The organism is Streptomyces sp. SJL17-4 (genome assembly GCF_036826855.1).
In the GTDB taxonomy this organism is placed as follows: domain Bacteria; phylum Actinomycetota; class Actinomycetes; order Streptomycetales; family Streptomycetaceae; genus Streptomyces.
Genome location: NZ_CP104578.1, coordinates 124,275 through 137,325, shown reverse-complemented (window position 1 = coordinate 137,325; position 13,051 = coordinate 124,275). Strand labels below are relative to the sequence as shown.

At 73.1% G+C, this 13,051-nt stretch carries 10 protein-coding genes; 4 read left to right on the top strand and 6 right to left on the bottom strand.

Annotated elements, in window-relative coordinates; genetic code table 11:
• Nucleotides 1–11 precede the first annotated feature (11 nt).
• Both N5875_RS00630 and N5875_RS00625 read left to right on the top strand, forming a co-directional pair.
• Nucleotides 12–887 (top strand): carbohydrate ABC transporter permease, encoded by an 876-nt coding sequence (locus tag N5875_RS00630; RefSeq protein ID WP_073905630.1) that lies wholly within the window; start codon nucleotides 12–14, stop codon nucleotides 885–887.
• Nucleotides 888–1,002: 115 nt separating this feature from the next.
• Entirely contained in the window at nucleotides 1,003–2,613 is a 1,611-nt protein-coding gene (locus N5875_RS00625; RefSeq protein ID WP_338491083.1) for a glycoside hydrolase family 13 protein, read from the top strand.
• An 82-nt stretch (nucleotides 2,614–2,695) separates the two neighbouring features.
• Here the strand turns inward: N5875_RS00625 and N5875_RS00620 are convergent, their stop codons facing one another.
• Complete coding sequence (locus tag N5875_RS00620; RefSeq protein WP_338491081.1) at nucleotides 2,696–3,448, bottom strand: NUDIX domain-containing protein; 753 nt, start codon at nucleotides 3,446–3,448, stop codon at nucleotides 2,696–2,698.
• Nucleotides 3,432–4,475, bottom strand: coding sequence for a phosphotransferase (locus N5875_RS00615; protein ID WP_338491079.1), 1,044 nt, complete (start codon nucleotides 4,473–4,475; stop codon nucleotides 3,432–3,434). Before N5875_RS00615 ends, N5875_RS00620 begins: the two co-directional genes overlap by 17 nt.
• Before the next feature lie 169 nt (nucleotides 4,476–4,644).
• Here N5875_RS00615 and N5875_RS00610 point away from each other — a divergent pair, with 169 nt between their 5' ends.
• Nucleotides 4,645–5,772, top strand: coding sequence for an MFS transporter (locus tag N5875_RS00610; protein WP_338499046.1), 1,128 nt, complete (start codon nucleotides 4,645–4,647; stop codon nucleotides 5,770–5,772).
• 145 nt (nucleotides 5,773–5,917) lie between these two features.
• Here N5875_RS00610 and N5875_RS00605 read toward each other — a convergent pair whose 3' ends face one another.
• Entirely contained in the window at nucleotides 5,918–6,580 is a 663-nt protein-coding gene (locus N5875_RS00605) for a response regulator transcription factor (RefSeq protein WP_338491078.1), read from the bottom strand.
• The gene (locus tag N5875_RS00600) at nucleotides 6,555–7,727 is read right to left on the bottom strand and encodes a histidine kinase (RefSeq protein ID WP_318210224.1); all 1,173 of its coding nucleotides are present in this window, start codon (nucleotides 7,725–7,727) and stop codon (nucleotides 6,555–6,557) included. The genes N5875_RS00605 and N5875_RS00600 overlap by 26 nt, the downstream gene beginning before the upstream one ends.
• A 175-nt stretch (nucleotides 7,728–7,902) precedes the next feature.
• Between N5875_RS00600 and N5875_RS00595 the strand changes: the two genes are divergently transcribed.
• The gene (locus N5875_RS00595; RefSeq protein WP_338491075.1) at nucleotides 7,903–10,173 is read left to right on the top strand and encodes an MMPL family transporter; all 2,271 of its coding nucleotides are present in this window, start codon (nucleotides 7,903–7,905) and stop codon (nucleotides 10,171–10,173) included.
• 58 nt (nucleotides 10,174–10,231) lie between these two features.
• On the opposite strand, the gene N5875_RS00590 is transcribed toward N5875_RS00595, so the two are convergent.
• Both N5875_RS00590 and N5875_RS00585 read right to left on the bottom strand, forming a co-directional pair.
• Nucleotides 10,232–11,635, bottom strand: a complete 1,404-nt coding sequence (locus N5875_RS00590; RefSeq protein WP_318210222.1) for a hypothetical protein — start codon at nucleotides 11,633–11,635, stop codon at nucleotides 10,232–10,234.
• A 119-nt stretch (nucleotides 11,636–11,754) separates the two neighbouring features.
• Nucleotides 11,755–13,047: a hypothetical protein gene (locus N5875_RS00585; protein ID WP_338491072.1), complete on the bottom strand. Its 1,293-nt coding sequence runs from the start codon at nucleotides 13,045–13,047 to the stop codon at nucleotides 11,755–11,757.
• Nucleotides 13,048–13,051 lie beyond the last annotated feature (4 nt).

Below are 13,051 nucleotides of genomic sequence, written 5' to 3'. Positions count from 1 at the left end.
GGGAGACCACCATGTCCACACGCACACTCATCTCGCCGGCGCAGCTCGCCCGCCCCCGCGGCAAGGCCCTCTACTGGGTCGTCTTCGCCGTCGTCGTCGGCGGCTTCACCCTGGCGTTCCTCGGCCCCCTCTACTGGATGGTGTCCAGCGGCTTCAAGGACACCCAGGAGGTCATCCAGACACCGCCGACCCTGGTGCCGGAAACCTTCGCGCCGGAGAACTACTCGCGCGCCTGGGAGGTCATGGACCTCTCCACGCTGCTCTTCAACACCCTCTACTACGCGTTCGGCGCGCTCGCCTTCCAGCTCGTGCTCGACGTGGCCGCCGCCTACTCCCTCTCCAAGCTCAGGCCGATCTTCGGCAAGGCCGTGCTCGGCATGATGCTCGCGACCCTGATGATCCCGGCGACCGTCCTCGTCGTACCCCAGTACCTGACCGTCCTGGACCTGCCGATCTTCGAGCGCAACCTGCTGAACTCGCCCTGGGTGATCTGGCTGCCCTCGGTGACCAACGCGTTCAACATCTTCCTGCTCAAGCGCTTCTTCGACTCGATCCCCAAGGAACTCCTGGACGCCGCGTCCATCGACGGAGCGTCCCCGATGCGGATCCTGTGGTCGATCGTGCTGCCCATCTCACGGCCGATCCTCGGAGTCGTGTCGATCTTCGCCGTCGTGGGGGTCTGGAAGGACTTCCTCTGGCCGATGCTCACGCTGCCCGACCCCGCCGGCCAGACCCTCAACGTCGGCATCTACTCCCTCTCCAACGGCGTCCCGGTCAACGTCCTGATCGCCGCGCTGACCATCGCGTCCGTGCCGACCCTCCTCATCTTCCTGGTCTTCCAGCGCAACATCATGAGCGGCCTCACGGCGGGCGGCCTCAAGGGCTGACCGTCCGTCCGCTTCCCGCGCACCACCCCATGCCTTCGTCGCCGGCCCGCCTTCCATGCCCCGCAGCATCCGGGCCGGCGACGAAGAACCCCGACCTGCCCGAAAGGACCGTCACGTGGCAGCCCCTCACTCGCATCGCACCGACGACTGGTGGCGCAACGCCGTCATCTACCAGGTGTATCCGCGCAGTTTCGCCGACGGCGACGGCGACGGCACCGGGGACCTCGCGGGCGTCCGGGCGAGACTGCCCTACCTCGCCGAACTGGGCGTCGACGCCGTCTGGTTCACGCCCTGGTACCTCTCGCCCCTGGTCGACGGCGGCTACGACGTCGCCGACTACCGCACCATCGACCCCGCATTCGGCACCCTCGCCGAGGCCGAGAAGCTCATCGCCGAGGCCCGCGAACTCGGCATCCGGGTGATCGTCGACATCGTCCCCAACCACGTCTCCGACCAGCACGCCTGGTTCCGCGCCGCCCTCGCGGCCGGCCCCGGCAGCCCGGAGCGCGAGCTCTTCCACTTCCGGCCCGGCCACGGCGAGAACGGTGAACTCCCGCCGAACACCTGGCCCTCCCAGTTCTCCGGACCGACCTGGACCCGGGTCGAGGACGGCGAGTGGTACCTCCACCTCTTCACCCCCGAACAGCCCGACCTCAACTGGGACCACCCGGCCGTGCGCCGCGAACACGAGGACGTCCTCCGCTTCTGGTTCGAACGAGGAGTCGCCGGCGTACGGATCGACTCCGCCGCGCTGCTCGCCAAGCACCCGGCCCTCGCCGACTTCGTCGAGGGCGTCGACCCCCACCCGTACATCGACCAGGACGAACTCCACGACATCTACCGGGCGTGGCGCGCGATAGCCGACGAGTACGGAGCCGTCTTCGTCGGCGAGGTCTGGCTCCCCGACTCCGAACGCTTCGCCCGCTACCTCCGCCCCGACGAACTCCACACCGCGTTCAACTTCAACTTCCTCTCCTGCCCCTGGGAGGCGGACCGGCTGCGCCGCACCATCGACGACACCCTCGCCGAACACGCCCCCGTCGGCGCCCCCGCGACCTGGGTCCTCTGCAACCACGACGTCACCCGCACGGTCACCCGCTACGGGCGCGCCGACACCGGCTTCGACTTCGCCACGAAGACCTTCGGCACCCCCACGGACCTCGCCCTCGGAACCCGACGGGCCCGCGCGGCGGCCCTGCTGACCCTGGCGCTCCCGGGATCGGTGTACGTGTACCAGGGCGAGGAACTGGGACTGCCCGAGGCGGAAGTGCCGCCGGACAGGATCGAGGACCCCATGCACGCCCGCTCCGGCGGCACCGACCCCGGCCGCGACGGCTGCCGCGTCCCGCTGCCGTGGACCGCCGGAGCGCCCTGGTACGGCTTCGGCTCCGACGCCGGCTCCCAGCCGTGGCTTCCCCAGCCCCGGGACTGGGACGACTACGCGGTGGACCGTCAGCAGACGGACCCGGGGTCGATGCTGGCGCTCTACCGCGAGGCGCTGAGGCTGCGCCGCTCGGTCGCGGGCTTCGGCGACGGCCCCCTGACCTGGCTGCCCGCGGCGGAGGGAGTGCTCGCCTTCGCCCGCGGCGAGGGCCTGCTGTGCCTGGTCAACCTCTCCGCGACCCCGGCCGAACTCCCGGCGCACCAGCAACTGCTCCTGGCGAGCGGCCCCCTGGCCGCCGACGGCCGCCTGCCCGCGGACACGGCGGTGTGGCTACGGACCTGACCTCACTCACACGGTCGTGAGCGCTCCCGGTGCCGACCACGGCGCCGGGACGCCGCTCCGTGCTGAGCCGCCAGGCACGGGCTCAGACCGAATCGCCGTACCGGCGCAGGACCTGAGGCAGATAGTCCGCCCCCGGACCGAGCCGCTGCGCCTCGGCGACCGACGACACGAAGGCGACCACGTCCAGCTCGGGCCCGCCGCCACGCCCGGTCTCCACGGCCACGAGCTCGGCATACCGCCCGAGCACGAGGGCGCAGGCCACGGGCGGTGCGAGGAAATGGAAACCGAGGCTGCCGAATCGGCGTCCACGGGTGACCGCGAACAACCGCAACTCCTCGTCGGCGATCCGGACCCCGAGCTCTTCGGCGAGCTCTCGCGCGGCGTCGCGCCGCACGGCCTGCCCGTCGAGCGGGTGACCGTCGGCAGGCGGTTCCACCGAGCCACCCGGGAGCGTCCAGCGGCCGGGTGCGGCTGTGGTGGGGGCCCCGCGGCCGACCACGAGGCCCCGTTCGGTGGGCAGCAGCACCGTGACGAACACCGACCCCGGCACGTCTTCGGGGGGCCGGAGAACCCGCAGGGCCCTGTGCCGGTAGGAGAGCCGGGCCCAGCGCGCCACCAGCACACCGGGCGCGGGGAGATCGATTCCCAGACTCGCGACCAGGGGCCCGTCGAACGTGGTAGGCGTGCGGGCCTTCGTGTCGGCCCACAGGCGGTCCACCTCCCCCTGTTCCCACGGTGTCAGGGCGGGCAGAGGGTGCTCGACGAAGCTGATCCGGCGAACGTCGAGGAACTCCACGGGCCGCGCCGGGCGGGGGTCGCTACCTGAGGTGGTCACGGAGTACCTCCTCCGCCTCGTCGAGCCGCTCGCGCAGTTCGACCGCGGCCCGAACGCGACTCCGGGCGTACGCCTCCAGGGACGGTGTGACCGGTCCCAGCCCGTCGACGACGGTGTTCAAGGGGTAGACCGCGCACCCGAGGTACGCCGCCGTCAGCCGCACCACGCTCACCAGCTCCGCCACCGGCGGCACCGGATGCAGCTCGCGGTAGGCGGCGACGAGCCGCGCGAGGCCTTCCGGCCAGTCCGCGTGGGTCAGCACGGTGCGGGGATCGAGCGCCAGGCGCCCCAGCTCCCACATCGCGTCGCGCCGGCCGGGCGGATGGAAGTCGATCACGGCGGCGACGCGGTCACCCCGCAACAGCACGTTCGGCCCCGACAGATCCCCGTGCACGATCTGCGAGGTCGTCTCCGACGGCGCCTTCTCGAGCAGCCGTTCCACGTGATGCAGCGCGGCCAGCCGTTCCCCCGAGGCTCTCGCCGCCCACTGCTCGAAACCGCTGCGCGGCGGCTCCGCCTCGTACCGGCGCACCAGGTCCGTGAGCCGCACGCGGGCGCGCGCCGGATCGAAGGACCGGTCCCTCGGGCCGCGCGTGGGCCGGCCGAACGGATGGCGGGCCAGACCCCGGTGCAGGCGCCCGATCGCCGTCCCGACCGCCTCCCATCTCCGGCCCGTGAGCCGTCCGTCGGCCGTGACCGCTCCGGCGACGTACGCCGTCACCGAGAGGGCCGTCGCCCGGTACGAGGCGACCAGCCGCTCCTCGTCGATGACGGGACGGGCCCGCGCCACGGGCACACCGCAGAGCCGGGCGTACTCGCTGAGCCCGGCAGCGGCCTCGGCCCGGGTGAGATCCGTCCCGGCCGGGTACGTCTTCACGAACCAGCGGTCGCCCGTGTCCGTCTCCGCCACGAAGTTCCGGGTCGCCGTGCCCGCCGGCCCCTCGGTGAGGGAGGCCGGAACGATGCCGAACTCGCCCGCGAGCAGGAGCGTCACACGGTCGAGCAGCACACGGGAGCCGATGGTCACGACCGAGCCTTCCCCGGGGGGCGGCGCGCGAACCCGGCCATGCCGTGTGACGCGGGGCACCCGTCCCCGTCCCGGCTCACGACGCAACGCCTGGAAGCGAAGGAGCAGAAGCATGACCGCGCAGAACCCGCTGACCGCGCAGAACCGGCCGACCGCGCCACGGGCCGCGATGTGGCCCCTGTACGCGGCGGGCTTCACGACCGCGTTCGGCGCCCACGGCATCGCCGCGAGCCTCGGCGGCTTCTCGGAGGACGCCGTCACCTCGCTCCTGATACTCGGCGGGCTCCTCGCCCTGTACGACGGCGCCGAGGTCCTCCTCAAGCCGGTCTTCGGCACCCTCGCCGACCGGATCGGCGCGCGCCCCGTGCTCCTCGGCGGCCTGGTGGCGTTCGCCGCCGCCTCGGCGGTGTACGCGATCGCCGACAGCCCCGGCTGGCTGTGGGCCGCCCGCCTGGGCCAGGGCGCCGCCGCCTCCGCCTTCTCGCCCTCGGCCTCCGCGCTCGTCGCCCGGCTCAATCCGGCCGCCAAGCACGGGCGGGCCTTCGGCAGTTACGGCTTCCACAAGTCCATCGGCTACACCCTCGGCCCGCTCCTCGGCGGCATCCTCGTCTGGGCCGGCGGACTGCGCCTCCTCTTCACGGTCATGGCGGTCCTCGCGGCGGCCGTCGCGGTGTGGGCGTCCCTCGCCGTGCCCGTCGTGCCGCCGCTCCCCAAGGCCCGGCAGACCGTGCTCGATCTGGCCCGCCGGCTGACCTCCCGCACGTTCCTGGCGCCGACCGCCGCCCTCGCCGGCGCGACGGCGGCCCTCTCGGTCGGCGTCGGCTTCCTGCCGGTCTCCGGCCGCGCGGCCGGCCTCGGCACCGTGGCCACCGGCGCCGCCGTCTCCCTCCTCGCCCTGACCGCCGCCGTCGTCCAGCCCGCAGCCGGCCGCGCCCTGGACGAGGGCCGCCTGACGACCCGTACCGGTCTCACGGCCGGACTCCTCGTCACCGCCGCCGGACTCGGCTGCGCCATGCTCCCCGGCCTCCTCGGCGTACTCACCGGAGCGACCCTCATCGGCGCGGGCACCGGCCTGATCACCCCGCTCGGCTTCGCCGCCCTCGCGGCCGGCACCCCGCGGGAGCGGCTGGGACAGACCATGGGTTCGGCCGAACTCGGCCGGGAACTCGGCGACGCCGGCGGCCCCCTGCTCGTCGCCGCCGTCGCGACCGCCACGACCCTCACGTTCGGCTTCGCCGCACTCGCCCTTCTGCTGGCGATCGGCCCACTCCTGGCGCTGCGCCGACGACCCGCCTAGGGCGCGCATCGAGTCGTGATCACCGACTGTCCTGGTGAGGTCTTTGATCCAGATCATCGAGGCGTGCAGGTGGAGACTGGCGCGGTAGCTGCCGGGAGTCCTGATGTCCGGGCGGGGACTCAGGGGACATGGCCCGGCACCCGGCTCAGGTTCCGGGGAGGACACGGCGCGTTTCGTAGGCCCACATCGCGATCTCGACCCGGTTGCGGGCGCCGAGTTTGGCCATCAAGCTCGCCAGGTGCGTCTTCACCGTGCTGAGGCTGATGTGCAGCACGTCGGCGATCTCGGTGTTGGTCAGACCGCGCGCGACGGCGAGGAGCACCTGCTCCTCGCGGGCGGTGACGGGGGAGACCGGCTGGGCCGCGGGCCGGCCGGCGGGCAGGTCCGCGAACGTCTGGAGCAGGCGGACGGTGACGCTGGGCGCGATGAGCGCCTCACCGTCGGCCGCCGACCGTACGGCCTGCGCCAGAAGGTCCGGTCCCGTGTCCTTGAGGAGGAATCCGCGGGCGCCGGCACGCAGTGAGCCGTAGACGTACTCGTCGAGGTCGAACGTGGTGATGACGACGACGGCCAGCGGGTCGGCGACGCCCGGGCCGGCGACCAGCCGGGTGGCCTCGAGCCCGTCGAGTACGGGCATCCGGATGTCGAACAGGCAGACGTCGGGGCGCAGTTCGCGGGCCAGACGTACCGCTTCCCGCCCGTCGGCGGCCTCGCCGACCACCTCGATACCGGGCTGGGCGTTCAGAATGATCCGCAACCCGGTGCGGATGATCGTCTGGTCGTCAGCGACGAGGACGCGAATGGACACCGCTCTCGCTCCTCGCTCTCGGCAGTTCGGCTTCGACATGCCAGCCCCGGTCGGTACCCGGCCCGGCTCGTAGTGTGCCGCCGAGCAGGGTCGCGCGCTCGCGCAGTCCGGTAAGTCCGTATCCGTCGCGACCCCGGCCGGTGCGCCGGCCGTTGTCGCGCACGCTCACCCGTACCGAGTGCCGTTCCGCGGCGACCCGAACGACGAGCTCGGTCGCGTCGACGGCATGGCGCAGCGCGTTGGTCACCGACTCCTGCACGATCCGGTAGACGGCCGCGTCCACGGCCGGGGGCAGCGCGTCCAGTTCGCCGTCGAGCCCCAGGTCGAGCCTGAGGCGACCACCCGGGGTGCGCACCAGGCGCTCCAGATCCGCGACTCCTGCAGGGGGCGCCAGCTCGGCGCCGACCTCGCGGTCGCGCAGCGTGGCGACCATGGCGCGCATTTCCTCCAGCGTGCGCGCCCCTTCCTCCTCGACCCCCTCCAGCGCCTCGACGGCGGCGGACGGGTCGGTGCCCGCGAGCACCCGGCCCGCCTGGGCGATGATCACCATGGCCGACACGTGGTGGGCCACCGTGTCGTGCAGTTCCCGGGCGAGCTGCTCGCGCTCGCGGGAGCGCACCTGCTCCAACTGCCGCTCGCGAGCGGTCACCCGGAACCGCACGGCAGCCCCGACCACGCCGGGCAGCAGCAGGAAGACGAAGCCCACGACCTTTTCGACGACCGGGGTCTCGTCCGTGACGACACACAGCGCGCCGACCGCGAGGATCACCGCGCCGCCCAGCACGATCTCGCGTCCCGATCCCCACCGGGGCAGCGCGTACACCAGCACGAGCACGACCCCGCCGGTGTACAGGCCGACGGGCTCGCGCGGTGCGGCGACGAGCGAGGCCACCGGAAGCAGGATCACCGAGCCGAAGGCCAGCGTCACCATCGCCAGCGGGCGGGTCCGGCGCCACAGGGGCAGCAGGCACAGCCATACGGCCAACACCACCGCCACCGGCCGCCACACGACGTCCTCGCGCAGGGTGGCCTCCAGCGCCACAGCGGCAAGGCCCGCGGCGAGCAGCGCCCAGTCCCGCCGCACCCGGGCGGGCGCGTCGGGCGGCCGGGGTTCGGTCCACAGGGTTCGCAGGTCGTCTCGGAGCACGGTTCTCAGCCTAGGGACCGCGGCGTGCCGCGCATCGGCCGAAAGGACGGGTCGTCACTCCGCCCCGGGGCCGACGGATCCGCGGCTCGCGGGCCGATGCCGCGGAGCGCCCTGGCGACGAGCCTCGGCATCGGCGGCCGTACAAGGACGGCCGACGAGGTGGTTGGAGGACCCGATGCTCTCGAAAGCCCTGTTGCGCCTGGGCGCAGGCGCCGCCCGCCATCCCTGGCGGGTGATCGCGGCATGGCTGGTCGCCGCCACGCTCGCCGTCCTCGCCGCGATCGCCTTCGGCGGGCGGAATGCGGATTCGATGACCGCTCCGGGACTGGACTCCCAGCGGGCCGCGGAACTGATCGAGCGGACCGGCACCGGCCAGGAGGGGATGACCGCCCAGGTGGTCGTCACCCCCCTCGACGGCGCTGCGACGTTCTTCGACCACGACAGTGCGCGCACCGCCCTCACGCGGCTGCGGGCCGAGGTGAAGCGGCTGCCGCACGTGCTCGGCACGAGCGACCCGGCGGGGGCACTCGACGCGGGCGGGGACACCGCCGTGCGCGGCGGCCTCGTCTCGGCCGACGGGCGGATCGCGGTCGTCCGGGTGCAGTACCCCGACCAGAGCCGGCTGTCGGCAGAAGACCTCGACGCCCTCGTCGATCTCGGCGACCGGCTGCGCGCCGAACTGCCCCTGCGCATCGAGATGGGCGGGAGCCTCTTCTATGCCTTCTCCGACCCCGACGGCGGCGCGAGCGAGCTGATCGGCCTCGTCGCCGCGGCCGCGATCCTGTTCCTGGCGTTCGGTTCGCTCGTCGCCGCCGCACTGCCGATCGGCATGGCGGTCTTCGGACTGACCGTCGGGGTCGCCACGATGACGGTACTGGCGGGGGTCACGGACGTCCCCACCTTCGCACCGGTCCTGGGCAGCATGGTCGGGCTCGGAGTGGGCATCGACTACGCACTGTTCGTGCTCGCCAGGCACCGGGAGTACCTCGCGCGCGGGCTCGATCCGCACGAGGCGGCCGGACGAGCGGTGGCCACGGCGGGGCGGCCGGTGGTCTTCGCCGGCGGAACCGTCGTCGTGTCGATCCTCGGAATGGCGGTCGCGAACGTGCCGTTCATGACGGTGGGCGGGGTTGCCGTCTCGATCGTCGTCCTGACGATGGTGCTCGCGTCGGTGACGCTGCTGCCGGCCTTCCTCGGCGCCGCCGGCCCACGCCTGGCCCGGGCCGGCCGGATCGCCCGGGCTCTGCAGACCAGGAAGCCGGGCCGACTCGCACGGCGGCGGGACCCGGCGGCAGACGCCGCCCACGCCGCCGGGTGGCGTCGCTGGATCGGGCACGTCAGCCGGCACCCGGTGCCGTACGCGGTCGGCGCGGCGGGGCTGCTGCTGACCGCGACGCTGCCCGTGCTCGGCCTGCGCGTCGGCCTGCCCGACGACGGCTCACTGCCCCACAGCCGTACCGAGCGCCGGGCCTACGACCTCGTCGCCGAGGGGTTCGGCCCGGGCACCAACGGTCCCCTCGTCATCGCCGCGGACCCCACCGGTGATCCGGGAGTGCTGGACCGACTCGTCGCGACGGTCGCGGCGGATCCGGGCATCGCATCCGTCGCGCCGACGCACATCGATCGGGCCACCGGCATCGCGACCCTCGTGGTGTTCCCGACCAGCAGCCCTCAGGACAAGGCCACGGCCGACACCATCGCCCGGCTGCGCACCGACGTGCTGCCCACGGCGATCGGGCACGGCCCGGCCAGGGCCCACGTCGGCGGCGCCGCCGCGAGCCTGTCCGATGTGGGCCGACGCACCAGCCAACGCCTGCCGGTGTTCGTCGCCGCCGTGCTGGCGATGTCGTTCCTGCTGCTGATGCTGGTCTTCCGCTCGATACTCGTACCGCTCAAGGCGGTACTGCTGAATCTGCTGAGCATCGGCGCGGCCTACGGCATCATGGTCGCGGTCTTCCAGTGGGGCTGGGGAGGCGCACTCATCGGGCTGGAAGCGACCGTTCCGATCGTGTCGTTCATCCCGATGTTCCTCTTCGCCATCCTGTTCGGCCTGTCGATGGACTACGAGGTGTTCCTCCTCTCCCGCGTACGCGAGGAGTACCTGCGCACCGGCGACAACGGCACGGCGATCGTCGAGGGCGTCTCGCGCACCGCCCGGATCATCACCTCGGCCGCCCTCATCATGGTGGCGGTCTTCCTGTCCTTCGCCGTCGCCGAGGACCCCTCCACCAAAATGTTCGGGCTCGGCCTGGCCACCGCGATCTTCATCGACGCCACGGTCGTACGCATGGTGCTGGTACCGGCGACCATGACACTCCTCGGACGGACCAACTGGTGGCTGCCGAAGTGGCTGGACCGGATGCTTCCCCGCGGCCCGGTCGGCACCGACGACACCGACGCGGAATCCACGGGTGAAGCCCCGCGTCCACGGCTGGTTGACCGTTGACTCGACTCCTGCCCGTCCTTGACGTCCGGCACCTCACCGCCAACCGTGCACGAGCTCGTTAGAGCCGGGTCTCGTCCACCCGCACTTCCGCGCCCCGGATCATCTCCATCACCGTCTCCGACACTGCGCGGGTCCGGGGCTCGCGCAGGTCGAGGACCGGCGTCGGGTTCGAGACGCCATGGGCGACGAGCAGGTTCATCAGGGGCCAGAGGGCCTCGGAGCGTCTCGGCAGCGGGATTCCACGACCGTCCGGCGCGATGACCTGGGCCGTCGTGACTCCGGCGAGGAGGCTGGTGCGGGCCCAGTCGACCACCTGTGACCTGCCGTTCGGGCTGACCCGGAGAACGACGTCCCTCGTGTGGTGGAGAACCGCCAGATAGTTCATCGGGACCGTCAGGCGCCGGGCCACGTCGTACGGGGGTGAGCCGTCCGCCGGGCGGACACGGAGCAGCGTGTCCAGGACCGGACCGTGGTCCTGGAAGGTGGTCCTGCCGCGCAGCGACAGGAACCGGGCGAGCACCAGGTGGCCGCCGCGGCGCGACCAGCGGCGGGGGACAGAGCCGAAGGCCCCCTCCTCACCCGGGAGGAACTCCGCCAGCCGACGGGCCTCCTCGCCCGGCTCGGTCACCGGGGCCCGTTCCTCGACCACCTCGCGGGCCACGGCGGCGTACCGGGCCGCCGTGGCCGCGTCGAGGCGCCGGAGGTCGATGAGGTCGCCGTCCATCACGACACCGCCGACCGACATCGATATCCGCATCTGCTCCAGCTGACGACGGGCGTAACGGGTCACGTCCGTCATGCGTCCGTCGAGGTCGATCACCCGGCACGTCCGTGTCCCCGCGAGGAGGAGGCTGCGCGGCCAGAGGACCGTGACCTTCCCCGGCGTCGGCGCGTCCGGCGGATCGACGAGGACGGCCAGCCGCCCCGCCGTGATCGCCGACAGGCACAGGGACGGTACCTGGACCTCTTCGGTGACCTCGCGTCCCCCGGAACACCCGGCGGCGTCCTCCCCGTCGTGGACCCACAGCCTCAGCCCGACCGTCGCCTTGAACTCTGCCGGATCGTGATCGCCCCCGTACGTCGTGAACGTCCCACCCCCTTCGGGGCTGTACCGCACGAACGACGCCTCGCGGACGTCCGCCCGTACCAAGCGCGCGCCCACCGCACCCCCGGGGGAGCGAGGCGCCCACACCACCGTGGTGTCGTCCCCGTAGGCGGGGCCCGCGTCCCGCTCCCGGTTCCGCCGGGTGATCCGGGGAAACTCCTGCCGGGCGCTCCGGACCGCTGCGAAGGGGATCACGGCCGTTCCCACCGCCCCGAGGCCCAGGGCGCCCGCCACCCAGAACCACGCGGCACCCTCGACCCAGGCGACGTACCCCACGACGAGGAGCACCGGTCCGGCCAGACCGGCGAACGCGGCGAGGATCAGATTGCCGATGAGCACGCCGGCATAGCTGCGCATGGACCCCTCCTTCGGTCAGGTACCCAGGGGATCATCGTTCTCCCCGGCCCCGCCCCTGAGAAGGGGTCCCGCCCCGTGACTTCCGCCCGCTCCGGGCCGCTGCCCGCTCGGACGGGGAGTCAGGACACGGACCTGCCGAAGAACTCCAGCTCCGCGACCGCCACCTGCTTCGTGGGGTCGGCACGCCACGCCGTACGCAGCACCAACTGCACCGTCAGCGCGTCCCGCACCCGCACGTCGACCCGCTGGGTGCCGCCGTCGTTGATGCGGTGCTGCGAGACGTGCGTCTCGCCGGAGGAGTCCTTGACCACCAGGTCGAAGGTGCGCGGGGTCGCCTGGCCGTCGGCCTGCGTGGTGTTCTTCGAGCTGCCCGGCGTGATCAGGACGCTGAGCAGATCGGTCGGCTCGGCGAACCTGGCCTCCATGTACTGACCCGCCGAGTCGCCCGCGTACCCCGTGCCCCACCAGGTGTTGGAGTACCCGTCGCCCGCCAGCTTCGCCTGCTGCTTCGGCGCGGAGTGGGAGGCGGCCCAGGCCACCGGGTGGACCGGGACCCGCTTGGCGAAGTGGTCCTGGATCGCACGGACGGCCGGCGGACCGCCGACGATGCCGCCGACCACCACGGTGACGACGCCCGCCGCGATCAGGGCGCGGACGATCCAGCGGCTCCGGTCGCGGCTGAGCCCGGGACGCCGGCCCGCGTACGGGCCCTCGGCCGTCGAGAGCTGCTCGGGGACCATCGGAGTCGCACAGAAGCGGCAGAAGTGACGGCCCGGGGCGTTGGCCAGCGAGCACGCCGGACACGGCGTGCCGCCCGGCACGGGAACGGCCGCCTCGGCGGCCCGCACCGTCGGCCGCGCCGCCTCCGGACGCGCGGGGAGCACCGGCGCCGCGACGGCCGGCTCCGCGGCACTACGGCCCGGGACCGGGACGAGGAGGGACCGCACGAGCGTGTCCGACGGTGTGTCGGAGGCCGGCCCGTGGGATGCCGTCCCTGCCACCTCCGGTACGGGGACGGGCGCGGGCTCCGGTGCGGCCGAAGGCGCCTCCGAGGAGGGGGCCACGGCGGGCAGCGGGGCGGTCACCTCCTCGGGACCGACGGAGGACCGGCTGTCCGTCCCCTCGGCCGGGGAGCCGGCCGAATCCCCCGCGGTGGCCTGCGGCGCATCGTCCGCCGACGCGGAGGCCGGCTCTTCCCGGACCGTCCCCGCGGACTCCGAAACCGAAGCCGACGCGGAGGGCGGGGCCGACGTGCCGGACGGGGTGGCGGCGGACCCGCCCTCCTCGCTCGCCGCGCCGGCCGGGCTGTCCCAGCGCAGGAACGCGCCGCAACTGTCACAGAACGACTGGTCCGCCGCACGTACCGGGCTCGCGCAGTCCGGGCAGGGGCGGGACTGGGGCGCGTCACTCATCAGG